Genomic DNA, 26460 nt, shown 5'->3' on the forward strand with positions numbered 1-26460 from the left:
TCCTCTCCAAGGGTGCGGACTCAGCCGGACGGACTGAACGGACTCGGCGGGTTTGGGCTGAGCGGGCCGTGCGCGCCGTTGCAGAAACGATTCTCACTCCTCACACATCCCGCCCGCTCCCACCCTGGACACCCACTGTCATGCTCACGTAAATCTGTCCGACATCAGTGGTTGCACCCCCCACCTTCCCTGGGAGACAGATGAGCCGGATACGGCACCTCCGACGCCCGCACGTCGCCACCACCGGCACCGCGGTCGCGGCCGCCGCCCTGCTGGCCGCGACGCTCACCCCCACCGCGGGGGCCGCCGACAGACCGACCCGGAGCACGGCGATCGCCGACGCCGCCGACGTCCTGCGGGACCGCGCGACGAGCCTGGGGCTCACCTCCGCCCAGGACACCACCGTACGAGACGTGATCGTGGACGCGGACGGCAGCCGGCACGTCCGCTACGACCGGACGTATCGCCAACTCCCGGTAATCGGCGGGGACTTCGTCGTCCACCTCACCCCTGCCGGCGAGTTCCGGAGTGCGAACCGGGCGACGACCCGTGAGATCACCGTCCCCTCCGTCACGCCCGCGGTCAAGGCGCCCAGGGCCGCCGACATCGCCGCCGCCGCGCTGCGCGCCGTGAACGTCGGCGAGACGCTGCGCAAGGTGACGTCCAAGCCCCGGCTGGTCGTCGACGCCCTGCACGGCGCCCCGAAGCTGGCCTGGCAGACGGATGTGCTGGGCCAGGACGAGGCCGGCAACCCGGTCGCCCGTACGGTCGTCACCGACGCCACCACGGGGAAGCAGATCGACGCCTGGGACGCGCTGGAGACCGCGACCGGCGACGGCAAGTCGCTCTACGGCGGCACGGTTCCGTTGGAGACGACCCTCTCCGGGGCGGCGTACCAGCTCAAGGACCCCACCCGCGGCAACACCTACACCGGTGACGCCGCGAACCAGACCGATCTCTGCCTCCTCGGCATCTGCGTACGGCGGGCCCCCGCGACTCTCTTCACGGACGCCGACAACCACTGGGGGACGGGCACGGCCACCGACCGTGCCACGGCGGCCGTCGACGCGCAGTACGGCACCGACACCACCTGGGACTACTACAAGAAGGTCCACGGCCGGAACGGCATCGCGAACGACGGCCGGGGCTCCTACAGCCGCGTCCACTACGGCAACGGCTACAACAACGCCTTCTGGGACGACAGCTGCTTCTGCATGACGTACGGCGACGGTGACGGGAACCTGCTCGGCCCGCTGGTCTCGCTGGACGTGGCCGGCCACGAGATGACGCACGGCGTGACCTCGGCGACGGCCGATCTGACGTACTCGGGCGAGCCGGGCGGGCTCAATGAGGCCACCTCGGACATCTTCGGCACACTCGTCGAGTTCTACGCGGACAACGCCTCCGACCCCGGTGACTGGCTCGTCGGCGAGAAGATCGTCCGGTCGGGCTTCGGCAAGCCGGCCCTGCGGTTCATGGACCGGCCGAGCAAGGACGGTTCCTCGGTGGACTGCTGGAGCCCGTCGGTGGGCAACCTCGACGTCCACTACTCCTCGGGTGTCGCCAACCACTTCGCGTACCTCCTCGCCGAGGGCAGCGGCACCAGGACCATCGGCGGCGTCGAACACTCCAGCACCACCTGCGACGGCTCGACGGTGACCGGCATCGGCAGGGACAGGCTCGGCGCGATCTGGTACCGGGCCCTGACGGTCTACATGACCTCGTCCACGAACTACGCGGGCGCGCGTACGGCGACGCTGAACGCGGCACGGGACCTCTACGGGGCGGGCAGCACGGAGTACGACGCGGTGGCGGCGGCCTGGAGCGCGGTCTCCGTGGCCTGACGTGGCCTGACGTGGCGTGGTGGCCTGACGTGGCGTGGTGGTGGCCGGACAGTGGTCTCAGGGGCGCTGGCGGGCCGTAATTCCGTGGCCGGAGGGAGGAGGGCGTGTCTACGCTTCACCGCTGTCCCCCGGCCACGGAACCCACGGAGATCCATGTCGTCCCAAGGAAAGCTGCACGCCGATGAGTTCGACATCGACGAGGCGCTGGTCCGGCGGCTGATCGCGGCGCAGTTCCCCGAGTGGGCCGGGCTGCCGCTCGCGCCGGCTCCCACCGCCGGGACGGACAACGTCATGTACCACCTGGGGGACGACATGGTCGTACGGCTCCCCCGGCGGCCCGACGGCGCCCACCACGCCGACAAGGAACACCGCTGGCTGCCGCTGCTGGCCCCGCACCTCCCCCTCGCCGTACCGGAACCGCTCGCCAAGGGGCGGCCGAGTGAGGCGTACGGGCTGTCCTGGTCGGTGCTGCGCTGGCTGGACGGCGAGAACGCCCACGACGCGCCGGTCACCGATCTCGGATGCGCTGCCGAGGAGTTGGGGCGTTTCGTGGCGGCGCTGCGGAAGGTGGACGCGACCGGCGGGCCGGTTTCCTTCCGGGGTGGCCCGGTGGCCGCCGAGGACGACGAGGTCCGGGACGCGATCCGTGGGCTGGGCGCGGACGGCGCGGTGGACGCGGCGCTCGCCACGGCCGTCTGGGAGGAGACCCTCCGCGTGCCGCAGTGGACCGGCGACCCCGTCTGGGTGCACGCCGACCTCCTCCCCGGCAACCTCCTCACCACCGCCGGCCGGCTCACCGCCGTCATCGACTTCGGCGGTCTGGGCGTCGGCGACCCCGCCTGCGACCTGCTGCCGGCCTGGGCCCTGTGCACGGCCGACTCCCGCGCCACGTTCAGGGAGACCGCCGACGTCGACGTCGCGACCTGGGCGCGGGGGCGCGGCTGGGCCCTGTGCTTCGGCCTCGTCGCCGAGCACTACTACCGCGACAAGGGGCATGTGCTGGCGGAGGTGGGGCGGCGGACTGCGGGCGAGGTGTTGGCGGAGTACGTGTGAGGGCGTGCGCCTCAGCGCCGGGCCTGCCACCACCGCGTGAGGGTCTCGACCTTCTGGTCGAACTCCCTGTCCATGAAGGACGTCGGGGTGTGCAGCGTGGCACGGTGGCCGTCCGTGGTGTGGACGGTGATCTGGCGTACGCCGAGGATCCGGCGGACCTCCAGGCGTTGGATGCCGGTCCGGGGAATCCGCCGGCGCCGGGTGCCGCGTACCACGAGGGCGTCGTCGGCCAGGGTCACCTCGTCGTTCCGGCGCAGCACTGAGACGACCACGGTGGCCAGCACCGCTCCCGAGAGGCATTGCCGCAGCGTGTCGCCCCCCATCGGGTCGCCGGTGAGGGCGAGGCCCGCGTACAGGAGTGCGGTGCCCGCCAGGAAGCCCAGCAGGACGGGGAGGGTGGCTCGGAGCGTTCCCTCCTTGAAGGTGATCACCTCGTTCTCGGGGCGGCCGGTGGCTGGAGCGGGTCTGGAGGGCATGTCGTCCCCGTGGGTCGCCGGGTCAGGGAGTGAGCGGGAGGGCGTCGGTGTAGGCGTTGGCCGGGCGGGCGACCTTCTCGACCGTGTGGGCGTCGAGGGCCGCCTCGGCGGAGGCCGTGCCCAGCGTGCCGGCGGGGTGCCAGGTGCCGGTGACGGTCACCCAGGTGTCGGCGGGCGGGGGCTCGGTGCCGTGGACGCGCACCTTCACGAACTGGGCGTCCGCGGCACAGCAGGTGAAGATGGCGCGGGTCAGGTACCAGCCGCCTTCGCCCTCGCCCTCGTCGCTCCCCTTCTCGGGGGTGACGAAGCCCGTCATCCGGACGGTGCGGCCGTCGATGGCCCGTTCACGGTCCTGCTGCACCCGCCGCGTGAAGTCGGTCAGGGTCATCGGGAGCGGTGAAGTGGCCGGCAGGGCGTCGAAGTCGTCCTGCTCCGTGACCGCCACCGCCTTCGGGGCCTCCCGGGCGGCGGTGTACGCGCCGATGGCCGGCGGGGCGTAGAAGAGCAGGCTCACCGCGGGGAGGAGCAGCAGCCAGGCGACCCGGGGCGGGGTGGAATGGTCGTGACCGTGGTCGTGGTCGTGGCCTTGGGCGTCACCGTCGGCGTGGTCGTGGCCTTGGGCGTCACCGTCGGCGTGGTCGTGGCCTTGGGCGTCACCGTCGGCGTGGTCGTGGTCGTCGTGGCTCTCCTGCTCGCCGGTCCCGCGCGGTCTCCACAGTGACCATGCCTCCGCCGCTCCCAGCGCGAGCAGGAGCAGGCCCGAGGCGATCAGGAGGGGGCGCATGCCCTCCTTGACGTATCTCAGGTAGTGGTCGGTGAGGACGGTGGCGTGCAGGAGGCCGAGGCCGCTGAGGAGGAGAAGGAGCGCCTGCAGGGGTCGTTTCACAGGAGTACGCCTCCGATCAGGACGCTGCACAGGATCGCGACGACGACCGTCGCGGCGGAGAAGCGGAAGGCGAAGGCCCGGCCGAAGGTGCCCGTCTGGAGGGCGATCAGCTTCAGGTCGACCATCGGTCCGACCACCATGAACGTCAACCGCGCGGTGGGTGAGAAGCCGGTGAGGGACGCGGCGACGAAGGCGTCCGCCTCGGAACAGACGGAGAGGAGGATGGCGAGCGCGGCGAGGAAGAGGACCGACAGCCAGGGCGAGTCGGCGAAGGTGTCGAGCACGGAGCGCGGGACGAGCACGTTGAAGGTGGCCGCGGCCATCGCGCCGACGACGAGGAAGCCGCCCGCGTGCAGGAAGTCGTGCTGGAAGCCGAGCCGGAACTCGTTCCAGCGGCTCTGCCCCGGCCGGTGTCCCGTGTGCCGGGCGACCGGCTTGAGCCATTCCGCACGCCCCAGCCAGAGCCACAGCCAGCCCATCGCGGCGGCGGTGACGAGCGAGGCGAGCAGCCGGGCCAGCACCATGGCGGGGCTGCCGGGGAAGGCGATGGCCGTGGCGGTCAGGACGATCGGGTTGATGGCGGGGGCGGAGAGGAGGAACGCGAAGGCCGCGGCCGGGTTGACCCCTCGGCGGATCAGGCTGTGCGCGACCGGCACCGACGCGCACTCACAGCCAGGCAGGACGACCCCGGCGGCACCCGCGACCGGGACCGCGAGCGCCGGCCTGCGGGGCAGCACCCGGGTGAACACCCGCGCCGGTACGAACGCGTTGATGGCACCCGACAGGGCCGTACCGAGCAGCAGGAACGGCAGCGCCTGCACGGTGATGGAGAGACAGACGGTCCGCCACGCCTGCACGGCCGGTTCCTCCATCCACCGGCCCACGGCGAACAGCGCGACGCCGGGGAGGACCGCCGCGCCGAGGAGCAGCAGGGGCCAGTGACGGGGCCAGTCGCGGCCGGGGGGCGCGTCGGCGTCGGCGTCGAGGTCGGGGGCGGCGTCGAGGTCGGGCGCGGGGTCGGCCGTCACCGATCCTTCGGTCCCGGCCGTTGCCTGCCCTTCGGTCCCGGCCGTTGCCGCCCCTCCGGCCGGTTCATCTGTCTTCTGCACACAAACTCCGCACACTCGGATGATCGGATCGAACATAGCGGGCGCTGCGGAGGGATGGTGCGGGCGGGCACACCGGGCGCGCACTTCGGGCGGCTGGTTCAGACTCCGCCCAGCAGGGACGCGAGGCCGTCGTCGAGTGCCGGTTCGAGGTCCTCACCGCCGGGCGCGACGACGGCGTACGAGCGGCGCAGGAAGCGGCGGAGGGCGGGTGTGTCGAAGCGGATCATGGCCATACCTTGCGGCGAGCGCAGTTCGACGACCGTCTGCGCCGGGCCGCAGGGCCACAGGTGTACGTCGCCGATCCCGGCCGGGGTGGTGAGCCCCTCCGCCAGCAGGGTGCGGGCGAACGCCCACGTCACGTGCGCGTCGTCGGCGGAGGCCCCGGCCGGGAAGTCGATGTGCACGGCGAAGGGGTCGTCAGGGGTGTAGCGCAGGGTGGTGCGGACGGGGATTTCCTCGTACGCGGGGGTGATCAGGCGGGCGCGGGCGCGTTGTTCGAGCGCGGGGGGCGTGGGCCGGGTGGGCTGTGCGGGGTGCATGGGTGATCTCCAGTTCGGACACTTCGGGGTGCTTCGACTTCGTGTGTTCGTCGGACGGTGCTTCGGACGGTGAGGTCTGTGAAGGTTCTGCGGATGTCTCGTGCGCGTGATCAGCCGACTGGACCGACGCGCCCTCTCGAGTCCGCCAAGAGCCCGTGCATTACGCCGCTTTCGAAGTTACCCGCTGTGACGCGTGTCACTTTGTGTGATTACTTGAGATTTTTGTCATCGCGGCATACAAAATCGTCCTCATTCCACCAGCAGGCCACTAGAGAGCGCCCCCGCCATGACCGACGGACACGCCACCATGCCCGCTGTTCCCACCCAGGGGTCCGCGCCCAGTTCCATGTCCGCGTCGGCGACCGCCGCGTACACCCGGATCTACGAGGAACAGCACCCGCGCCTCGTCGCGTACGCGCGCTCCCTCACCAGGAACGCGTGGACCGCCGAAGACCTCGTCTCCGAGGCGCACTTCCGCGTGTGGCGGCGGCTGTCCGCGGGGCACGAGATCGACAACGTGCCGGCGTATCTGATGACGACGGTGCGGCATCTCGCGGCCGCCGTCGGCAGCGCCGCGCGTGAGACGCCGCTGGATCCGACGGCTCCGGAGCGGGTCGAGGTCGACGTCCACGCGAACGACGCCGCCGACCCGGCCGAACAGGTCTCCTCCGTCGACCTGTTGGTGCGTGTGCTGGGCCAGCTGCCCGAGCGGTGGGTGCGGGCGCTGTGGCTGGCCGAGGCGGAGGGGCAGCCGCTGGAGACGGTCGGGCAGCGCATCGGCGCCAAGCAGGGCGCGACGGCGGTGCTGTTGCACCGGGCGCGGGAGGGGATGCGCCAGGCGTTCCTGCGCGAGCAGCCCGGGGCGCCGGTCGATCCGGCGTGCCAGGTGCGTTGGGGGCGTATGCCGGCGTACGTGCGCGGTACGGCGACGCCTCGGCAGTCCGAGCAGCTGCTCAGCCATGTGGACGCGTGCGACGACTGCCGGGCGCGGCTCGCGGTCCTGATGCGCACCAACGACCGGCTGCCCGCGCTCGTCGGGCCGGCCCTGCTGGTGTTCGTCGTGGGCGGGGGCGGGGGCAAGGTGCTGCTCTCCCTCACGGCGGGCTCCGCCGGTACGGCCGCCGCGCTCGGCTCGGCGAGTGGGCACGGTGGAGGGCAACTGCTGCACGCGGTACGGCAGGCCGCGGCGGGCGGCGGGGCGAAGGGGCCCACCGTGGCCGCCGTCAGCACCGCCGTCGCGGCGGCGGCCGTCGCGGCCGGCATCATCCTCGGTCCGTTCGACTCGGCGACGGCCCCACCCCAGCGGGTGCCCGTCGCCCAGGCCCCGGCGCCGCACCGGCCGGAGGCCGCCACGCCCGAGGTCGCCGACCGCCGAGGCGCCGCGACGGACGCGGTGGTCGCGCCGCGGGAGGGCGGGGCGGGTGCCGACAGCGGGTCCGCGTCATCGGCCGGCTTCGGCGGCGACGAGGCCCGCGACACCGTGGTGATTCAGGCGGCGGGGGAGGACGAGGACGGGAACGGGCCCTCCGGGAAGGAACCGGCGGGCGACGGCACGGCACCCGGGGACGAGACCGCGCCCGGCACGGAAGCGGATGCGCCGCCTGGTGGCGGGGACGAGGGCAGCGCCGGGCACGAGGAAGCTCCGGGCGGGGAGACGCCGGGGGTGGAAGAGCCCGGCGCCGAGGAATCAGGCGTTGAAGAGCCAGGCGTTGAGGAACCAGGCGTTGAGCAGCCAGGTACTGAGGAGCCTGGTGCCGAAGTACCCGGTGTTGAGGAACCAGGCGCTGAGGAGCCTGGTGTAGAAGAACCCGGGAGTGAAGAGCCCGGCGCGGAGGAGCCCGGTACGGGCTACCCGGAGGCCGATGAACCGGGGGCCGAGGCACCGGGGGCTGAGGCACCAAAGGCCGAGGCACCAGGGGCCGAAGACCCGCACACCGAAGACCCGCACACCGAAGAGCCGCCCGCCGAAGAGCCGCCCGCCGAAGACCCGGTGACGGGTTCTCCCGAGGCGGGGGCGCCGGACACGGACGGCCCGGAGGGCGAGATACCGGACGCGGAATCCCCGGAAGGCGAGATGCCGGACTCCGAGACCCCGGACACGGGTCAGCCCGAGGCCGACGGCCCGGGCACCGGAACGCCGGACACCGAGCCCCCGGGGGCCGACACACCCGGCACCGACACCCCCGCGCCGGAGGCCCCCGCTCCTGCGGAGCCCTCACCCGAAGCCCCCCAACCCTCTCCCGAGGAGCCGGGGAACGGTTGCTGAGGCCAGGACGGCGGCGCGGTCGGCGACGGGGCCCTCCCCTCACCCGACCGCCGCAGGCCCCCGCCGCCCCACGCCCCGGCCGCCCCACGCGCCCACCACCGCACACACCCACCGCTCTCGGGCCCTCACCCCACGCAGCCCCGCCCCTCACCTCACGAACCCCCGCCCCTCACCTCCCGTACGGCCGCCTCTCCTTCGCCTCCCTCAGGGCCTGCCCCCACCAGGACAGCTGGTCGAGCATCAGCTTGGCCGCGGTGTTCGGGCCGGTCGGGTCCTTGAGGTCGCCGGTGTCGTCGAAGGAACCGTGCGCGTTGTGGAAGGAGACCGTGTCGCGGACGGTTGTGGCGTGGAGTTCGGCGAAGACCTGACGAAGGTGCTCCGCCGCGCGGAGGCCGCCCGAGACGCCGCCGTACGAGACGAGGGCGACGGGCTTGGCCCGCCACTCGTCGAAGTGCCAGTCGATGAGGTTCTTGAGCGCCGCCGGATAGGAGTGGTTGTACTCGGGGGTCAGCACGATGAACGCCTCCGCCGCCGCCAGCCTGGGAGTGATCTCGGCCAGCCGGGCCGTCACCTCCGGCGTCGGCACGAAGGTCGTCGGCAGGTCGGCCTCGGCGACGTCCACGACGTCGACCTCGAAGTCCTCGTGCTCCCGGACCCGGTCCAGCAGCCACTCGGCGATCACCGAGCCGAAGCGGCCGACGCGGTTGCTGCCGATGACCAGCGTCACCCGGACCGGGGTGGCGGAGGAGGACGGGGAGGGGGAAGCGGTGGCAGGGGTGGTGGGCTCGGCGCGGCCGGCCGTATGAGTGTCTGTCGCGGTCTTCATGCGAACACCCTCGTACCTCAAGTTCACTTGAGGTCAAGCGGCCGGAGGAACGCCCCCGTCCGAGCCGCCACCCACCCCGCCACCTGCCACCCATCAACCACCACCCACCACCACTCCCGGTCACCCGTTCACCCCCCTCACCCCACACCCATCCCGTTCCCTTCTCCGCCGCGCCCACCCCACCCCCGTGACCTGCCCAAACACCTCTCCTTCCGCCTTCCGTCCCCACCCCCCTGACACCCATTCACATCATTTCTGACACACCATCAGGAAGCGCTCGGAGCGGTGTGCCACTTACCTCGGAAGAGCACGGAGGACTCTCGGAGGAGCAATTGACGATGCGACGTATCGCCCGGCCGCTGACCGCAACCGCCCTCGCCGTCGCCGTCGCGGCCCTCGCCGCCGCGCCCGCGTACGGCGGTGAGGGCGCGGGCCGGGTGGAGCTGTCCCCCGCCGACGTCGTCCCCGGCGACGAGGTCACCGTCCGTACGGAGGCCTGCGGTGCGGACGGTACGGCGACGGGGGACGCCAGCGCGGTCGGCGCGGGCTCCTTCCCACTCGCACCCGGCGCCGGGCAACGCCGGCTCGACGGGCGGTTCGAGGTGCCGCCGAGCGCGCAGCCGGGGACGTACGAGATCGTCGCGACCTGCGCGAACGGCGGCCGGCAGGTCACCGGCGACCTGGTGGTCACGCTCACCGGGGCGAACACCGGGCAGCCGACATATCCGAGGGGAAGCGTGAAGACGGGGGTCGGTGGCGCACTCGGTCCCGACCCCGTGCAGACCGCGGCGGGCGTGGCGGCTCTGGCCGTCGCCGCCGCGGGCGGTACCTGGCTCCTGCATCGCCGGGCGAGAGGCGACGGGATCTGACGGACACCCTCCGCCGTCCGTCCGCCGGTACCGCCGTCCCCTCCTCCCCTCCGGGTCCGACGCCCCTCGGCCCGGAGGGGAGGAACAGGGGGACGAAGACCAAGAGGGTGAATGAGATGGAAGATCCACGCCGAGAGAGGGCGAACGGGCGTCGGCTCGGCAACGCCCTCATAGCCGGCGTCACCGCGGTCGCCCTCTGTTCGGGCGCGTGGTTGGTGCGCAACGGCATCGCGTCACACGCGCCGCCGCAGCCGTCGGCCACGCAGGCCCACATCCGTTCCGGTACGCCCAACACCTCCGCCGTGCCGGGCACTTCGAGCCCGTCCGGCACGGCGGGCACCTCAGGGGACGACGAGAGCGCGGCCGTACCGCTGCCGCCCTCCCCTCCCGACCGCATCCGGATCCCCTCCATCCGCGTGGACGCTCCGCTGACGGGGCTCGGGCTCACGCCCACCGGCAGCCTCGACGTCCCGCCGGCCGAGAAGAAGAACCTCGCGGGCTGGTACGAGGCCGGGACCACCCCGGGTGAGCGGGGCACCGCGATCGTCGCCGGGCATGTGGACAACGCCGACGGGCCCGCCGTCTTCTACGACCTCGGCGCGGTGAAGCGGGGCGCCACCGTCGAGGTGGACCGGCGGGACGGCGGGGTCGCGGTGTTCACGGTGGACGCGGTGGAGGTGTACGACGCCCGGGACTTCCCCGACCGGAAGGTGTACGGGGCGGCGAAGCGGCCGGAGTTGCGGGTCATCACCTGCGGCGGCGGGTATTCGAGGTCGACCGGCTACCAGGGGAACGTGGTCGTCTTCGCCCACCTCACGGGCAGCAGCCCCGGCTGACCACAGAACGCCCGACAGCCGCCCGCCCGCCGATCACAGAACACCCGACAGCCGCCCCGGCTGATCCCGAACCCTCCGCAGCCGTCCGCAGACGTCCGCCGTCGCTCACGCCACCCACTGCTCGTACCCCATCTTCGCCACCAGCGTGAACACCACCGTCAGCAGGACGACCCGGACGAAGCCGCTGCCCTTCTTGAGGGCGGTGTGGGCGCCTACCGTCCCGCCGACGAGGTTGAAGACCGCCATCAGGGCCGCCAGCTGCCAGTAGACCGTGCCCTTCCAGGCGAAGGTGGCGAGGGCGCCGGCGTTGGTGCAGCAGTTGACGATCTTGGCGGTGGCGGAGGCGGTGACGAGGTCGAGGTGGAGGACGGCGGTCAGGGCGAGGACCAGGAACGTGCCGGTACCGGGGCCGACGAGGCCGTCGTAGAAGCCGATGCCGACGCCGGCGAGGCCGATCGCGGCGAGGACGCGGCGCGCCGAGACCGGGCCGGTGGCGGGGGCCGTGCCGAAGGAGGGGCGGAGGATCACGAAGGCGCCCACGGCCAGGAGGACCACCATGACCACCGGCTTCAGGACCTCGGTGCTCATCCCGGCGGCCACGAAGGCGCCGGCCGTGGACCCCGCGAGCGCCGCCAGGCCGATCCGTACGGCGATCTTGACGTCGACGGGGGTGCGGCGGGCGTACGTCACCGCCGCGCCCGTGGTGCCGACGATCGCGACCGCCTTGTTGGTGCCGAGCGCGTACTGGGCGGCCGAGGAACCGTTCGGCAGGCCCAGGAGGAGGGCGGGGAGGAGCAGGAGTCCGCCGCCGCCCACCACGGCGTCGATCCAGCCGGCCGCGAGGGCCGCGAGGCAGAGGACGACGACCATGGTCAGCGATATGTCGGGCATGAGCGCGACCCTATGCGGCGGGATACATGCGCCGTCCATCGACCTGAGGATCTTCTGAGGTTCGGCCCCCCTCCCCCGCCGATCCGCCCCCGGAATGCTTCCCCGCGGCCCCGCCCGACGTGACCTACGGCACCGTGCCCCGGCGTGCCCGCCCCTGCCCGCGCCCCGGCCGGTCCTCCCGTATACGCCCGCATGGCCCTCGTATCGCCAGGTCAGCGCGGTGATCCCGGGCGTCCTCACACCCCACCCGGCCCTCTCGGAAACCCCTCACACTCACCTCGGGGCCGTGGGGAGGGCAGCGTTCCTCGTGGGAAACAGACGCGATGCGGTCGGGTAACACCGGCACCGCACGCTCGAGTGCATGACCTCGAATGAGCGTGTGGTGGTGATCGGCTCCGGCCTCGCGGGCGTACGTCTCGCCCGGCGGCTCGGAGAGCTCGGCATGCCCGCCACGCTGGTGGGCGAGGAGGAGCACACACCGTACAACCGGGTGCTGCTCGCCGAGGTCCTGGCCGGGCGGTACGCGCCCGAGGTCATCGCGCTGCCCGCCCCGGCCGAGCTGACACAGCTGACGCGCGGCCGGGTGGTCCGTATCGACCGCGAGATGCGAGCCGTACATCTCGCGGACGGTGCGGAGATCGCGTACGACAAGCTGGTCCTCGCGACCGGCTCGAACCCGGTGCTGCCGCCGCTGCGCGGCCTGTGGGACCCGGAGCGGCACGAGTTCCCCGACGGGGTGCACGCCTTCCGGACCATGGACGACTGCATGCGCCTGTCCGAGGCCGTACGGCCGGGGGCGCGGGCCGTCGTCATCGGCGGGGGGCTCCTCGGGGTCTCCGCCTCCCGCGCGCTCGCCCTGCGCGGCGCCCAGGTCGTTCTCGCCCAGCAGGGCGAGCGGCTGATGGAGCGTCAGCTCGACCCGTCCGCCTCGAAGTTGGTCCGTCGACACCTCGGCGACCTCGGCGTCGAGGTGCACACCGAGACGCGCGTCCGTGCCGTGCGCAGCGTCGGCGGGACCGTGCGGTCGGTGTCGATGGCCGACGGGTACGCGCTCGACGCGGACCTCGTGGTCATCGCCTGCGGGGTCCACCCCCGTGTGGGTCTCGCCCAGGAGGCGGGGCTCGCGGTGCACAAGGGCGTCATCGTCGACGAGGAGCTGCGCAGCTCCGACCCGCGCATCCACGCGATCGGCGACTGCGCCCAGTTCGAGGGCACGGTGTACGGGCTCGCCACCCCGGCGCTCGAACAGGCGGACGTCCTGGCCGAGTTGCTGGCGGGGAACACCGACTCCCGTTACACGGGGACCCGCGCCCTGACCCGGCTGACGCTCGCCGGAGCGGACTTCCTCGATCTCGCCGCGTTCGGCGAGCCCGAGCCCCAGCCGGGTGACGACGTCATCCAGCTCGCCGACGCCACGCGCGGCACCTACCGCAAGGTCGTCGTCCGCGACGACCGCCTGGTCGGCGGGGTGCTCGTCGGCGAACTCGGCACCGTGGGCGCGCTCGCCCGCGCCTGGGAGGGAGCAGAGCCGCTCCCCGCGAACGGCGCACCACTGCTCCACCTGCTTACCAACGATGGAGGCTCCTGATGACCGCCACCCTGGGGGCCACCCCCACGATCGTGCTCGTCGGCCACGGCATGGTCGGCCAGCGCTTCCTCGAAGCGCTCGCCGAGCGCGGCCTGACCGCCACGCACCGCGTGGTCGTGCTGTGCGAGGAGCCTCGCCCGGCGTACGACCGAGTGGCGCTCACCTCGTACTTCGCGGGCAAGACGCCCGAGGACCTGTCGATGACCGACATGGAGTTCATCGAGACGCACGGCATCGAACTGTTCGTCGGCGACCCGGCGGAGACCGTCGACCGCGAAGCCAAGAAGGTCACGGCCCGCTCCGGGCAGGTCTTCGAGTACGACATCCTCGTCCTCGCCACCGGCTCGTACCCCTTCGTGCCGCCGGTCCCGAACAAGGACGCCGAGGGCTGCTTCGTCTACCGCACGATCGAGGACCTGCTCGCGATCGAGGAGTACGCGAAGAACGTCGAGGTCGGTGCCGTGGTCGGCGGTGGTCTGCTCGGACTTGAGGCGGCCGGCGCGCTGAAGGGCCTCGGACTCACCTCCCACATCGTGGAGTTCGCGCCGCGCCTGATGCCGGTGCAGGTGGACGACGGCGGTGGCGCGGCCCTGCTGCGCACCATCGAGGACATGGGCCTGTCCGTGCACACCGGTGTGGGCACGCAGGAGATCGTGGTCGACGAGGCCGGCGCGGTCACCGGGATGAAGCTGTCCGACGGCTCCGAACTCGCCACCGACATGGTGGTGTTCTCCGCCGGTGTCCGCCCCCGCGACCAGCTCGCCCGCGACTGCGGTCTGACGGTCGGCGAGCGCGGCGGCATCACCGTCGACGAGCAGTGCCGTACGGTCGCCGACCCGCACGTCTTCGCGATCGGTGAGTGCGCCCTGGCCGCCGACGGCCGGGTGTACGGCCTGGTGGCTCCCGGTTACGAGCAGGCCGAGACGGCCGCCGCGACCATCGCCGCCGACGAGGCCGCCTTCACCGGCGCCGACCTGTCCACCAAGCTGAAGCTCCTCGGCGTCGACGTCGCCTCCTTCGGTGACGCGCACGGCGCGACCGCCGACTGCCTGGACGTCGTGTACTCCGACTCCCGCTCCGGCATCTACAAGAAGCTGGTCATCGGCCGCGACGGCGAGCTGCTCGGCGGCATCCTGGTCGGTGACGCGGAGGCGTACGGCACGCTGAAGGCCTTCACCGGGTCCGTCCCGCCGGTCTCGCCCGAGTCGCTGGTGCTGCCCGCCGGTGCCGGTGAGTCCGCCCAGCTCGGCCCGACCGCGCTGCCGGACGACGCGATCATCTGCTCCTGCAACAACGTCCGCAAGGGCACGATCCGCGCGGCGGTCACCGACCACCAGTGCACCACCGTGCCCGAGGTGAAGAAGTGCACCAAGGCGGGCACGACGTGCGGCTCCTGCGTCAAGGTCCTCGGCCAGCTCGTCACCGCCGAGCTGGAGGCCAGCGGCGTCGTCGTCGACAAGGGCCTGTGCGGCTGCTTCTCGCAGACCCGCGAGGAGCTGTACGAGATCGTCCTCGCCCTGCGCATCAACACCTACCAGGGTCTGCTGGACCGTTACGGCCGCGACGAGGCCAAGGGCGGCGACGGCTGCGAGATCTGCAAGCCCGCGGTCGCCTCGATCATCGCCTCCCTCGCCCCGACCATCGGCGCCAGCGGCTACGTCCTGGAGGGCGAGCAGGCGGCGCTCCAGGACAGCAACGATCACTTCCTGGCCAACCTGCAGAAGAACGGCTCCTACTCGGTCGTCCCGCGCATCCCCGGCGGTGAGATCACCCCCGAGGGCCTGATCGTGATCGGTGAGATCGCCCGCGACTTCGGTCTCTACACGAAGATCACGGGTGGTCAGCGGATCGACATGTTCGGCGCCCGCGTCGAGCAACTGCCCGTCATCTGGACACGGTTGGTGGACGCCGGCTTCGAGTCGGGCCACGCCTACGGCAAGTCGCTGCGTACGGTGAAGTCCTGCGTCGGTCAGACCTGGTGCCGCTACGGCGTCCAGGACTCGGTCCGCATGGCGATCGACCTGGAGCTGCGCTACCGGGGGCTCAGGTCCCCGCACAAGCTGAAGTCGGCGGTCTCCGGCTGCGCCCGCGAGTGCGCGGAGGCCCAGTCGAAGGACTTCGGCGTCATCGCCACCTCCAACGGCTGGAACCTCTACGTCGGCGGCAACGGCGGCGCCACCCCGCGCCACGCGGACCTGCTGGCCCAGGACCTTTCCGACGCCGAACTGATCAAGCTGATCGACCGGTTCCTGATGTTCTACATCCGCACCGCCGACCGCCTGGAGCGCACCTCGACGTGGCTGGAGCGGATCCCCGGCGGCCTGGACCACGTCCGGGACGTGGTCGTGGAGGACTCCCTCGGCATCTGCGAGGAGCTGGAGTCCCTGATGGCGGACCACGTCTCGCACTACGCCGACGAGTGGGCCTCCACCATCAACGACCCCGAGAAGCTCGCCCGGTTCGTGTCCTTCGTCAACGCCCCGGACACCCCGGACCCCGTCGTCGGCTTCGTCCCCGAGCGCGACCAGATCAAGCCCGACCTGCCCCTGCTGTCCATCGGCCTGCGGCCCGCCGATGTCCTGGAAGGAAGCGCCCAGCGATGACCCTCGCCCCCGAGAAGATCGATGTCAAGGTCCAGCTGCGGCTGGCGGACGGCTGGTTCACGGTCTGCGACCTGGCCCTGCTGATCCCGGGCCGCGGCGTGGCCGCCCTGCTCCCCGACGGCAACCAGGCCGCGCTGTTCCTCGACCGCGCGGGCAAGCTGTACGCCATCGACAACCGCGACCCCTTCGGCGGCGCCGCCGTCCTCTCCCGCGGCCTCACCGGCTCCCACCAGGGCCGCCCCTTCGTCGCCTCCCCGCTCCTGAAGCAGCGCTTCGACCTGGAGACCGGGCAGTGCCTGGACGACGAGACGGTGAGGATCACGGCGTACGAGGTGCGCGCCGCGTAGTCCCCTGGCGGTCCCGTCCGATCTTTCACACGCGCGTGGCGTGCGAACCGTGGCCTTGTACGGTTCGCACGCCACGCGCGTGCCGGTGCCCTGTGGGCGGGCACCTCGCATCGGCCTCAGCCGCTGTACCCCTGCACCTCGGCGTAGGACGGGGCGTTCGGGTCCGTCGGGCGGCCGTCGCGGACGGCGGTCGCGGTGGCGACGGCCGCGGCCAGGGCGCCCCGGTAGAGCAGTGAGCCGAGGCTGACCCGGCGTACGCCCAGAGCGGCCAACTCGGGGAGGGTCGGGCCGGTGGGTGTGTACAGGATGTTCAGCGGCACGACGAGGGTGCCCGTCAGCGCGGCGATCTCGTCCGCATCCGCCAGCCCCGGCACGAACACCCCGTCCGCACCGGCCTGTTCGTAGGTCGCGAGGCGGGACGCGGTCTCCTCCTGCTCACGGCCCAGCCAGTGGGTGTCGGTGCGGGCGTTCACGAACAGCTCGGGCACCGCGGCCTTGACGGCGGCGATCTTCGCGGCGTGCGACTCCACGGGAGCGAGCGTGCCGTCGGGCAGACCGTCCTCGAGGTTGATCCCGACCGCGCCGGCGTCGTACAACTCCCGTGCCAGCTCGGCCACTTCCGCCGGGTCGTCGCTGAAGCCGCCCTCCGCGTCGACGGAGAGCAGGAACGGCCCCCGCCCGAGCCGACGGGCCAGCGCCACGGTCGCGTCGACGGTGGCGGCGGCCCCGTCCGGCAGACCGAGGGCGGCGGCTACGCCCAGGCTGGTCGTGCCGACGGCCTCGAAGCCGTGCGCCGCCAAGGCGGCGGCGGAGGCGTGGTCCCAGGCGTTGGGCAGCAGCAGCGGGGCCGGCCGGTGGTGGAGACGGGCGAAGGGGGTCAGCGGGCGCCGCAGCAGTCCGTCGGCCAGCGCGAGGGCGTGCCGCCGGCCGGGGCAGACGCGGGGCGGGGCACCGAAGGTGAGCGGCACCGGGTGCGCACGGTTGGCGGCCGCGACGTCGAGGATCACCGTGTCGCCCTCGCCGATCTCTCGGCCCGCGACACTGGTGGCCCTGGCGGCGACCCGGCGCATGACCCGTACCGGGGGCGTGTCCCGAAGCACCCGGGCCACCGGTACGCCCGTACCACCGGCCGCGGACCCGACCAGCGCGGCCGTCGCCTCACAGGCCTGGACGAGCAGCCCGACACGGTTGGCGGCGGCCTCCAGGGCGGCCTCGTCGGCCGGGTCCGGGGCGAGACGCGTCATGAGCCGGGCCACGGCGTCGTCCGCGGCCGCGTGGGCCTTCTCGTGTGCCTCCGCATGGGCCTTCTCCTGTGGCTTTTCGTGTTCCTTCTCGTCCGCCGTGGTGACGGCGCCGCCGAAATAGGCGCCGGCGATCACGGTCACCGCCTCCGCCACCCTGCCGGGGCGGGCAGGCCCAGTGCTTCGGCGAGGATGTGCACCACCCGGGTCCGCGCTTCTCCCTCCGGGCCAGTGGCTGCCGCCTGCCGCAGAGAGGCGGGGTCCAGTCGGGCGAGCTCGGCCTCCACCAGGGCCCGGCGTCGGCGGTGTGGCTCCCCCGAGCTGAACCGGGCCACGGTGGCACGCAACCAGGCGACACCGGCCCCGGCGGGACCGTCGTACGCTGCGGGCCGCTCCGGGACGAGCGCCGGGTCGGCGAGGGCCGCCCGCACGTCGGCGTAGCGGTCGAACCGATGCGTCGTGCTGACCGGGCTCGGCACGTGCGCCGTACCCGCCGTGCTCGGGGTGCCCGCCGTGTTCGGGGTGCCCGCCGTGTTCGGGGTGCCCGCCGTGTTCGGGGTGCCCGCCGTGCCCGGGGTGCTCGTCCTCTGTGTCATGGTCCCGATACTGGGGCCGTGACAGTTCGGCGAGGGCCGAACCGTCCGCGCGGCATCATGACCGTATGTCCCTCGCCGAGACCGCCGGTCTGCTCGCCGACCACACCCGGGCCGCCTTCTGCCTGGCCCTGCTCGACGGCCGGGCCTGGACGGCGGGCGAGCTCGCCCGTTATGCCGGGGTGCGGGCGTCGACGGCCAGCGAGCAGCTCACCAGGCTGGTCGAGGGCGGGCTGCTGGCCGAGGAACGCCAGGGCCGGCACCGCTATGTCCGGCTCGCCGGCCCGGAGGCGGCCACTCTGGTCGAGGCGCTCGCCTCGTACGCCCCGGACGCCACACGCCCACGGAACCTGAGCCAGTCGGTACGGCTCGACGCCGAGGCCAGGGCCCGCACCTGCTACGACCATCTGGCGGGCCGACTGGGTGTGCACCTCGCCGACGCGATGATCGCCCGCGGCCTGGTCGCCGTCGACTCGGGTCTCGCGGTCACCCCGGCGGGCCGGACCTGGCTCGCCGACACCCTGGACTACCGGCAGCCCGAGAACACCCGACGCCCCCTGGTACGGAGCTGCCTGGACCACACGGAACGCCGCCCCCACCTGGCCGGAGCTCTGGGAGCGGCCCTGTGCGCCACCGCCCTGGAGAGACAGTGGGTGCGCCGGGTCGGCTCCGGCCGCGCGGTGAAGGTGACCCCGGCGGGAAGCGAGGCGTTCCGGGAGCTGCTGGGGATGAGGGTCGCGTAGGCGGGGTGCGCCGCGGGGCGGAGGCGAGGTCGTGGGGAGGGTGTCACGCCTTCAGCTCGGCGTACGTGACCCCGGTGAGCTGTTCCGAGGCGGCCCAAAGACGTTCGCCCGCCTGGTCGTTGAGGGTCCAGGGGGCTCGCGGGGACGGCCCTGGCGCCCCGCGCCACATCAAGAACGACGGGCCGATGAAGGAGTCGGGGGATACGCCGGGCGCGGTCGCCGCGTACAGCGTGGGCAGGGCGCCCGCTTCGGCGGACTGGGCGAAGAAGCGGTTGCCGACGCGCATGAAGCGTTCGACGCCCCTGCGGCCCTCGGCGCTGGGCCCGGCCGTCTGGAGGTTGGTCGCCGCGTAGCCGGGGTGCGCCGCCGCGGCGACGACCTCCGAGCCACTGGCGGCCAGCCGCCGGGCCAGCTCGTGGGTGAAGAGCAGGTTGGCGGTCTTGGAGCGGCCGTACGCGAGCCAACGGCCGTACTTACGCTCGCTGTTGAGGTCGTCGATGTCGATGTTCGCCCTCATGTGCATACCGCTGGAGACGGTCACGACGCGGGCGCCGGGGGCGGCGAGGAGTCTAGGCAGCAGCACGCCGGTGAGGGCGAAATGGCCGAGGTGGTTGGTCCCGAACTGCGTCTCGAACCCGTCGGCCGTCCGCCCCTGCGCCACGGCCATCACACCGGCGTTGTTGACCAGCAGGTCCAGCCGGTCGTGCGCCCCTCCGTACGCCTCCGCGAACTCCCTTACGGAGCCCAGGTCTCCGAGGTCGAGCCGCATCAACTCGGCTCTTCCGTCGGGGACTTCGGAACTCATCCGCTCCAACGCCGCCGCGCCCCGCTGCGCGCTGCGACAGGCGAGGACGACGTGCGCGCCACGGCGGGCGAGCTCACGGGCGGCGACGTACCCGATGCCGCTGTTGCCACCGGTCACGACCGCGGTACGACCGCTCTGGTCAGGAATGTCCCGCACGTTCCAGCCGGCCATCACGCCATCCTCCCGAGGGGGACACACGAACGACTTCAGCGTACGCCTGGGTGTGTGGCGTGGAGCCGGTCCGTCGGGTGCGGGTGGGTGAGGGCTTGTCGCGCGGTTCCCCGCGGACCTGACAGCACGGGGCGCAGCCCCTGCTTCTCAGGGACGCGGGGAACCGCGCGAGCAACCACATACGACCCGCGGCCGCCCGCTCACAGTCACCCACGAGCCTCTAGGCGCCCCATGACGGCGACCGGGGTTCCATCGCCTCCGACATCGGACGGGTGTCGAGATAGAACCACTCCGCCCCGGGCCCAGGCCCAGGCCCAGGCACAGAAGGCATCTGTCCCCTGGCCCCCGCCGTCGCCGTCGCCGTACCGACAGTCGCGTAGTCCCACACCTCCGTCGGGTCCAGCTCCACACCCGGCACCGATCCCCCCGTGAACGCCGGCTCCGCCTCACCACCCGTCGGCCCAGCCGCCGCAGGCACCCGCGTGCCGGTCGACGTGAGATCCGGCATCAACAGCTCCACCCGCAGCCCGGCCCCCCGCTGCTGCGCCACGAACTCCTCCACCTGGCTGCGGCAGGCGTGGTCGAGATGGGTCACCCCCAGCAGATCGAGCCGGATGCGCGGCTTGCCGGAGGCGGCCGCGTTCTCCAGCGCGTCGATCAGCTTCGGCAGCCGGAGGAACGTCGCGTTGCCGGCCATCACGACCTTCGCCGTGTCGTCCTCGATGTGCTGCCGGATGACGGTCTGCGACATCCGCAGCGCGGCCAGCACCACACCCGCCGCCAGCCCGAACAGCACCCCTTCGAGCAGCGCGGTCGCCGTGATGACCAGCGTCGTCAGCGTCATGACCGCGAACTCGCCCCGGTCCTGCCGCCACATCTTCGGGAACTCCTCCGGGCCGAACAGCTTCCACCCGCTGTGCACGAGGACACCCGCGAGCACCGAGATCGGGATCAGCGCCAGCACCTGCGGCAGCAGCAGCGCGAAGGCGAGCAGCCAAAGACCGTGCAGCGTACGGGAGATACGGGTCTTCGCGCCGGCCTGGACGTTCGCCGAGCTGCGCGCGACGACCGCCGTGATGGGCAGTGCGCCGAGGATGCCGGCGACGGTGTTGCCCGCGCCCTGGGCGATCAGCTCGGTGTTGTAGCGGGTGCGCGGCCCGTCGTGCATCCGGTCCACGGCGGCGGCCGTGAACAGGCTCTCCGCCGACGCGATGACCGTGAAGGTGAGGATCGCCGTGATGATCCCGGCGTCGGCCAGCCCGGCCAGCTGCCCCGGCCCCGGTACGTCCACGGACGCCAGCAGATTGCCGACCTGGAGCGTCTTCACGTCGACGCCCGGCAAGGAGGCGACCGCGATACCGATCCCGACGGCCACGAGCGCGGCCGGGATCTTCCTGACCGGCCCCGGTGCCTTCTTCCACATGAAGCTCAGCACGATCGTGACGACACCGAGCCCGGCGGCGATCAGCGCCTGCGGGTTGGTCACGGTGTCGGCGATCAGCCCGGGAACGCCCGCCATGTTCTCCAACGGCGTGCCCGGCGCCTTGTTGTCGGACATCGGGTAGAGCTGGCTGAACATCAGCGGCAGTCCGATGCCCGCCAGCATGCCCTGGACGACGGCGAGGGAGATCGCCTGGAACATCCGGCCCAGCTTCACCACCCCCAGCACGATCTGGAGGATGCCGGAAAAAAGGACGATCACGCCGAGCATCGCGACACCGAACTCCATGACCGTCTCCGCGACGAGCGCCGCGAGACCGGCCGCCGGTCCGCTGACCTGGAGGGTACTGCCGCGCACGGCGCCGACCACCAGACCGCCGATCACGCCGGAGATGATGCCCAGCTCGGCCGGCACCCCGGAGGCGACGGCCACGCCGATACAGAGGGGCAGCGCGACCAGGAAGACGACGAGGGACGCGGTGATCTCGGTACCGAGGTCGATACGGCCGGGGGCGCCGGGCATCTTGGCACCTCGGCCGGGCGCGCCGGACCTCTTGGCACCTCGGCCGGGCGCGCCGGACCTCTTGGCACCTCGGCCGGGCGCGCCGGACCTCTTGGCACCTCGGCCGGGCGCGCCGGACTTCTTGGCACCTCGGTCTGCCCGCCGGGGGCCGTCCGGCTCTCGGTGATCGCCGTTTTGCTCTCGCCCACGGCCGCTCTGCTCCCGCCAAGCGTCGTCGGGGTCCGACCAACCCCCCATGTCCGCAGGTACGTTGGGGGCATAGTCGGGCATGTCGGGAGGATGGCCGGGGGCGGTGGCATGCCTGCGGGCGCCCGCCGCGTGCCGGCGGCCGTGCGCGCCGCTCATGAGCCGTGCACCTGGAAGGCGCCGTCCGCGCCCAGCTCGTGGACCTTGCCGGTGTCGATCTCGTAGTACCAGCCGTGCAACCGGAGCCGTCCGGCATCGAGTTGCTGCCGGGCCACGGGGTAGTCGCGCAAAACCGCGAGCTGGTTGCGGATGTTGAGCTGGACGACCTCGCGCAGAGCGGGGTCCTCGGACGACGACGTGGCGTCACGGCCACTGTCAGCGCCGCCGTCACCGCCGCTGCCGCCGAGCACCGGTTCGAGCGCGGGCCGGGCGTAGTCGAGCCAGGCGTCCACCCTGGGCAGGCCGGACAGGTCGGCGCCGTACTTCAGCGCGCCCATCGCCCCGCAGTGGGAATGACCACACACCACAATGTCGTGAACGCCGAGCACCTCCAGCGCGTACTCGATGGTGGCGGCCTCACCGGAGGCGGCCCCGTACGCGTCGTGCGGCGGCACGATGTTACCCGCGTTTCGCAGCTCGAATATCTCGCCGGGCCGTGCTCCGGTGATCAGAGCGGGAATCACCCGCGAGTCCGAGCAGGTAATGAACAGCGCCTCGGGAAATTGCCCGACGGCCAGTTTCCGGTATTCGTCACTCTCGAAGTCCACCCGTCGCTTGAACGACCGGGCGCGATCCAGCAACGCCTTCATCATGCCTCCCTGAGGTGCTCCGACCAGCTCTTACGACCGTAGGGGGGCGATGACCAGAGGAAGGTTAAGCGAACACTAAAGCGCCGCCAGGTTTTCCACAGATTTCGGCCAGACACCCCTTCGCCGCAGGTCGAGCGACCGAATACAAGCGGTTTCTGAGGGTCATTTCACAATGCTCCGGATTCCCTGCACGTTTCTGTTCGTTCTCTTGTAGCGTGGCGACCCCACAGCACGGGACTCGTGTTGTCCCGACCTTCTGGAGAGACAGGCCGCCATGGGCGTACGAGTGCTGCTCATCGAGGACGACGAGACGATCGCCGAACCGCTCGCCGACGGGCTGCGGCACTTCGGCCTGACGGTCCACCACGTGGCCACCGGCGCGGAAGGGTTGAGAGGTCCGCACGGCGATGTCGTCCTGCTGGATCTCGGCCTGCCCGACATGGACGGCATCGACGTCTGCCGCGGCATCCGCCGGACCTCCGACGTCCCCATCATCATCCTCAGCGCGCGCGGCGAGGAGGCCGACCGCGTACTGGGTCTGGAGCTCGGCGCCGACGACTACCTGGCGAAACCATTCAGCATCCGAGAACTGGTCGCCCGCATCAGGGCGGTGTCACGCCGCCATCAGCGGCCGGGAGGCGGGGTCGCGCTGACCGAGTCCGGGAGGTCCGGGAGGTCTGGGAGGTCCGGCAACGGCATCGGGTTCGGGGGCGGGGACGGGGACGGGGTTGAAGCGGGCATCGGGCTTGATGCCGGCGTCGAGGCCCGGGCCCGGGCCCGGATCGAGCCGCACGGGCAACAGGTGCTGTCCTCCCAGGAGTTGGCGGCACTGCGGGAGTCGGCCACCCGGGGCGGCATCGGCGGCCGGGGCGAGAACGACACCTTCGGGCCCGGAAGTGACTTCGGGGCCGGGAGCGACTCCGGGTCCGGGAGCGCCTTCCGGCCCGGGAGTGACTTCGGGTCGGCCGGGAGTGACTTCACGGCGGCCGACGGCGATTTCGCGGCCGAGCGCGCGGGGCGCGACGGGACCCAGGGCACGAGTCACTCCGGCGTCGGGGGCACGGACTGGGGGGCCGGTCCTGGCGACGCGAGCCGGGGCGCCGGTCTCGGGGGCGCCGATCTCGGGGGCGCCGATCTCGGGGGCGCCGATCTCGGGGGCGCGGGCCGGGGGCCGGCTGCCGGAGGCACGAGCCGGTCTGCCGCCGATGCCGGGCTTGGCGGTGCCGGGCTTGGCGGTGCCGGGCGTGGCGGGTCGGGGCTTGGCGGGTCCGAGTACGACTGGTCGGCCGCGCATGAGACACCCGCTTCGGAAACGCCTGCGCACGGAACGCCGATGCGAGGAGCACCCTTCGAGGCGACCTCTGTGCAGGGAGCGCCGTTCGACTCGGCCTCCGGAGCACCGTTCGAGGGAACCCCCGCGCACGGAACCCCGGCCGTCCCCGACAACGCGGCCTTCGGGACGCCTGCCTTCGGCGGCGGCGGTGGCGGCGCCGCGACACAAGGCACTCCCCCGCACGGCACGCAGACATACGGCGCGCAGACATACGGCGCGCAGCAGATGTACGGCATCCCGGCGCACGGCACTCCCGCCATCGGGAGCCAGACGTACGGCGCCCCGGCCCACGGCACCCCAGCGCACGGGACGCCGCTCTACGACTCCCCCGCCTACGAGCGCCCCGCCTACGAGCCCCCGTCGTACGAGCAGGCCCCGCCGGAACCACGTACCCCCTCCGACGCGACGGCGGCCGGTGACGCCTCGGCTCCGCCGCCCGGCCCGCTGGTCGTGGACCGGCGGACCCGGCAGGTGTGGGTGGGCGAGGTGCCGGTCGCGCTGACGCCGAAGGAGTTCGAACTGCTGGCGCTGCTCACCGAGGACCCCGGCGCGGTCTACTCCCGGCAGCAGATCCTCAACCGCGTCTGGGACGAGCACTACCAGGGCCCGACCAAGACGCTGGACGTGCATGTCGCGACCCTGCGCCGCAAGCTGGGCGACCCGGCGTGGATCCAGACCCTGCGTGGTGTCGGCTTCCGGCTCGCCGTACGCACCCCCGGGCCGGGTCAGGGGCAGCCCCGGCGTCATGGGCCCGGCCGCGGGCGAGGGCGTGGGCAGGCGGGGGCGTCGTCGGGGAGGGACCACACAACCGAGTCCAGGGCGTCATGACCCGCCGTCTGCTGCTGAGTTACCTCAGCCTCGCCGCCCTGGTCCTGCTCGGCCTGGAGATCCCGCTGGGCTTCGTCTACTCACGGGCCGAACGCGAGCGGATCGTCAACTCGGCCAACGACGAGGCGGAGTCGGTCGCCGCGTACGCCGCGCTGTCCCTGGCCGCCCACCGCCCCGACGAGCTGGTCGAACGGGCCAGGCACTGCGCCGAGCGCATCGGCGGGAAGGTCGTCATCGTCGACGCGGACGGGAGTCTGCTGGCCTCCTCGCACTCCCTGTCCGACGACGAGGAACAGACCCTGTCCTCCCTCCCCGAGATCTCCGCCGCGCTCCGGGGCCGGGCCACCACGGACGTCCGTACGACGACGACCGGCGGCGTGCACTACCTGTCCGTCGCGGCCCCGGTCGGCCACACGACGGCGACCGCGGGCGCGGACACGGGCACGGGCACCACCACAGCCTCCATCGCCACCGCCGCCGCCACCACAACCGCCCCCACCCAGGGCGCCGTACGCGTCACCCTCCCCACGACCATGGTGCACGCGCGGGTCTTCGCGGTCTGGCTGCTGCTGGCCCTCGTGGGGCTCGCGGTGCTGACCGGCGTCGCGGCGGTGGCGTTCGCGTTCGCGCGCTGGACGGGCCGCCCCATCCGGCAGTTGGAGGAGGCTACGCATAGGCTGGCCGAGGGCGGCGCGGCCACCAGTGTGGTGGTCACCTCGGGCCCGCCGGAGGTACGGAGCCTCGCGGCGGCCTTCAACACGACCGCCGCCCGCCTCGAACATCTGCTGGCCTCCCAGCGGGCCTTCGCGGGCGAGGCCTCGCATCAGCTGAAGACACCGTTGGCGGCGCTGCGGCTACGGCTGGAGAACCTGGAGCCGGACATCGCCCGGCGCGCCCGGCCGAGCCTCGACGCGGCCGTCACCGAGACGGACCGGCTGGCCCGGATGGTCGAGGGCCTGCTGGCGATGGCCCGCCTGGAGGAGACGGCGGCCACCCCGGCACAGGTCGACCTGGGCGCGATCTGCGCGGAACGGCACCGTACGTGGGCGCCGTTGTTCGAACGGGAGGGTGTCTCGCTCGTCCTCTTCGCCGGTACGGTCGGCCCGGTGACGGCCGTGCCCGGAGCCGTGGAGCAGATCCTCGACAACCTCCTCTCCAACGCGCTGCGCACCTCCCCGGCGTGCAGCACGGTCACCATGGAGCTACGGCTCCACGTCCCCGCCCGCCGGCCGCTGCGCGACGCCCGGCCCAACTGGGTCGACCTCCATGTCACCGACGAGGGGCCCGGGATGACGGCCGAGCAGCGGGCCCGGGCCTTCGACCGCTTCTGGCGCGCACCCGGCGCCCCCAAGGGCGGGTCGGGTCTGGGCCTCACCCTCGTCCAACGCCTCGCCCACGCCAGCGGCGGCGAGGTGTCGCTCCGCGAGGCGACCACGGGCGGGTTGGACGCCGTCGTCCGCCTGCCGTCGGCGGAACCCCCGCCCCACACCCACGGCCACGGCTTCGGAGGCCGCCCGAACCAGCGCCGCCGCGAGGCCCCACCGCTGCCGGCGTGAGCGGATCGCGCGGTTCCCGGCGCCGCTTTCGGGCCTCCGGCCCGCCCCCGCCTGTGCGTCGCCCACGCACCACCTGTGAACGCCGCCGCGGAGTCATGG

The 26460-nt window shown here is 72.6% G+C and carries 20 protein-coding genes and 2 pseudogenes; 12 read left to right on the forward strand and 10 right to left on the reverse strand.

Annotation, left to right across the window (positions count from 1 at the left end; translation table 11 throughout):
- Window positions 1-200 precede the first annotated feature (200 nt).
- Window positions 201-1844, forward strand: a complete 1644-nt coding sequence (locus ACWD26_RS24410; protein ID WP_451273390.1) for a M4 family metallopeptidase — start codon at window positions 201-203, stop codon at window positions 1842-1844.
- A gap of 153 nt (window positions 1845-1997) precedes the next feature.
- Window positions 1998-2897: an aminoglycoside phosphotransferase family protein gene (locus ACWD26_RS24415; RefSeq protein WP_451273392.1), complete on the forward strand. Its 900-nt coding sequence runs from the start codon at window positions 1998-2000 to the stop codon at window positions 2895-2897.
- An 11-nt stretch (window positions 2898-2908) separates the two neighbouring features.
- On the opposite strand, the gene ACWD26_RS24420 is transcribed toward ACWD26_RS24415, so the two are convergent.
- The 4 genes from ACWD26_RS24420 to ACWD26_RS24435 form a co-directional block, all read right to left on the reverse strand.
- Window positions 2909-3373, reverse strand: coding sequence for a hypothetical protein (locus ACWD26_RS24420; protein ID WP_451273394.1), 465 nt, complete (start codon window positions 3371-3373; stop codon window positions 2909-2911).
- A 22-nt stretch (window positions 3374-3395) separates the two neighbouring features.
- The gene (locus ACWD26_RS24425; RefSeq protein ID WP_451273396.1) at window positions 3396-4259 is read right to left on the reverse strand and encodes a TIGR03943 family putative permease subunit; all 864 of its coding nucleotides are present in this window, start codon (window positions 4257-4259) and stop codon (window positions 3396-3398) included.
- The gene (locus ACWD26_RS24430) at window positions 4256-5404 is read right to left on the reverse strand and encodes a permease (RefSeq protein ID WP_451273398.1); all 1149 of its coding nucleotides are present in this window, start codon (window positions 5402-5404) and stop codon (window positions 4256-4258) included. Before ACWD26_RS24430 ends, ACWD26_RS24425 begins: the two co-directional genes overlap by 4 nt.
- 62 nt (window positions 5405-5466) lie before the next feature.
- Window positions 5467-5907, reverse strand: a complete 441-nt coding sequence (locus ACWD26_RS24435) for an SsgA family sporulation/cell division regulator (RefSeq protein WP_451273400.1) — start codon at window positions 5905-5907, stop codon at window positions 5467-5469.
- Window positions 5908-6193: 286 nt separating this feature from the next.
- Here ACWD26_RS24435 and ACWD26_RS24440 point away from each other — a divergent pair, with 286 nt between their 5' ends.
- Window positions 6194-8173, forward strand: a complete 1980-nt coding sequence (locus ACWD26_RS24440) for a sigma-70 family RNA polymerase sigma factor (RefSeq protein WP_451273402.1) — start codon at window positions 6194-6196, stop codon at window positions 8171-8173.
- Between the two features lie 169 nt (window positions 8174-8342).
- Here the strand turns inward: ACWD26_RS24440 and ACWD26_RS24445 are convergent, their stop codons facing one another.
- A complete protein-coding gene (locus ACWD26_RS24445) occupies window positions 8343-8999 on the reverse strand; it encodes an NADPH-dependent FMN reductase (RefSeq protein WP_451273404.1) in 657 nt (218 codons plus the stop codon).
- A gap of 338 nt (window positions 9000-9337) precedes the next feature.
- Between ACWD26_RS24445 and ACWD26_RS24450 the strand changes: the two genes are divergently transcribed.
- On the forward strand, window positions 9338-9868 hold the full coding sequence (locus ACWD26_RS24450; RefSeq protein ID WP_451273406.1) for a hypothetical protein: 531 nt from the start codon (window positions 9338-9340) through the stop codon (window positions 9866-9868).
- Window positions 9869-9984: 116 nt separating this feature from the next.
- A complete protein-coding gene (locus ACWD26_RS24455; protein WP_451273408.1) occupies window positions 9985-10704 on the forward strand; it encodes a class F sortase in 720 nt (239 codons plus the stop codon).
- A 105-nt stretch (window positions 10705-10809) separates the two neighbouring features.
- Here the strand turns inward: ACWD26_RS24455 and ACWD26_RS24460 are convergent, their stop codons facing one another.
- Window positions 10810-11595: a sulfite exporter TauE/SafE family protein gene (locus ACWD26_RS24460; RefSeq protein WP_451273410.1), complete on the reverse strand. Its 786-nt coding sequence runs from the start codon at window positions 11593-11595 to the stop codon at window positions 10810-10812.
- Window positions 11596-11956: 361 nt separating this feature from the next.
- Here ACWD26_RS24460 and ACWD26_RS24465 point away from each other — a divergent pair, with 361 nt between their 5' ends.
- From ACWD26_RS24465 to nirD, 3 genes are read left to right on the forward strand one after another with little or no spacing between them, the layout of a single operon-like run.
- The gene (locus tag ACWD26_RS24465) at window positions 11957-13183 is read left to right on the forward strand and encodes an NAD(P)/FAD-dependent oxidoreductase (protein ID WP_451273412.1); all 1227 of its coding nucleotides are present in this window, start codon (window positions 11957-11959) and stop codon (window positions 13181-13183) included.
- Complete coding sequence (gene nirB / locus ACWD26_RS24470; protein ID WP_451273414.1) at window positions 13183-15786, forward strand: nitrite reductase large subunit NirB; 2604 nt, start codon at window positions 13183-13185, stop codon at window positions 15784-15786. The genes ACWD26_RS24465 and nirB overlap by 1 nt, the downstream gene beginning before the upstream one ends.
- Complete coding sequence (gene nirD, locus ACWD26_RS24475; RefSeq protein WP_220648905.1) at window positions 15783-16133, forward strand: nitrite reductase small subunit NirD; 351 nt, start codon at window positions 15783-15785, stop codon at window positions 16131-16133. Before nirB ends, nirD begins: the two co-directional genes overlap by 4 nt.
- A gap of 116 nt (window positions 16134-16249) precedes the next feature.
- On the opposite strand, the pseudogene ACWD26_RS24480 reads toward nirD, so the two are convergent.
- Window positions 16250-17853, reverse strand: a pseudogene (locus ACWD26_RS24480) (isocitrate lyase/phosphoenolpyruvate mutase family protein).
- Between the two features lie 182 nt (window positions 17854-18035).
- Between ACWD26_RS24480 and ACWD26_RS24485 the strand changes: the two are divergent.
- Window positions 18036-18710 (forward strand): ArsR/SmtB family transcription factor, encoded by a 675-nt coding sequence (locus tag ACWD26_RS24485; protein ID WP_451273416.1) that lies wholly within the window; start codon window positions 18036-18038, stop codon window positions 18708-18710.
- A 43-nt stretch (window positions 18711-18753) separates the two neighbouring features.
- On the opposite strand, the gene ACWD26_RS24490 is transcribed toward ACWD26_RS24485, so the two are convergent.
- The 3 genes from ACWD26_RS24490 to ACWD26_RS24500 all read right to left on the reverse strand — a co-directional run bounded on the left by ACWD26_RS24490 (window position 18754) and on the right by ACWD26_RS24500 (window position 22644).
- Window positions 18754-19686 carry an oxidoreductase gene (locus ACWD26_RS24490; RefSeq protein WP_451273418.1) on the reverse strand — a complete coding sequence of 311 codons (933 nt, stop codon included), beginning with the start codon at window positions 19684-19686 and terminating at the stop codon, window positions 18754-18756.
- Window positions 19687-19906: 220 nt separating this feature from the next.
- Window positions 19907-21649 (reverse strand): SulP family inorganic anion transporter, encoded by a 1743-nt coding sequence (locus ACWD26_RS24495; RefSeq protein ID WP_451273420.1) that lies wholly within the window; start codon window positions 21647-21649, stop codon window positions 19907-19909.
- Window positions 21650-21990: 341 nt separating this feature from the next.
- Entirely contained in the window at window positions 21991-22644 is a 654-nt protein-coding gene (locus ACWD26_RS24500; protein WP_451273564.1) for a carbonic anhydrase, read from the reverse strand.
- A 274-nt stretch (window positions 22645-22918) separates the two neighbouring features.
- On the opposite strand from ACWD26_RS24500, the pseudogene ACWD26_RS24505 reads away from it, so the two are divergent.
- The 3 genes and pseudogenes from ACWD26_RS24505 to ACWD26_RS24515 all read left to right on the forward strand — a co-directional run.
- Window positions 22919-23275, forward strand: a pseudogene (locus ACWD26_RS24505) (response regulator transcription factor); the annotation flags it as partial.
- Window positions 23276-24202: 927 nt separating this feature from the next.
- The gene (locus ACWD26_RS24510) at window positions 24203-24805 is read left to right on the forward strand and encodes a winged helix-turn-helix domain-containing protein (protein ID WP_451273566.1); all 603 of its coding nucleotides are present in this window, start codon (window positions 24203-24205) and stop codon (window positions 24803-24805) included.
- Window positions 24802-26361 (forward strand): sensor histidine kinase, encoded by a 1560-nt coding sequence (locus ACWD26_RS24515; protein ID WP_451273422.1) that lies wholly within the window; start codon window positions 24802-24804, stop codon window positions 26359-26361. Before ACWD26_RS24510 ends, ACWD26_RS24515 begins: the two co-directional genes overlap by 4 nt.
- Window positions 26362-26460 lie beyond the last annotated feature (99 nt).

The sequence above is a fragment of the Streptomyces sp. NPDC002787 genome (assembly GCF_053592095.1).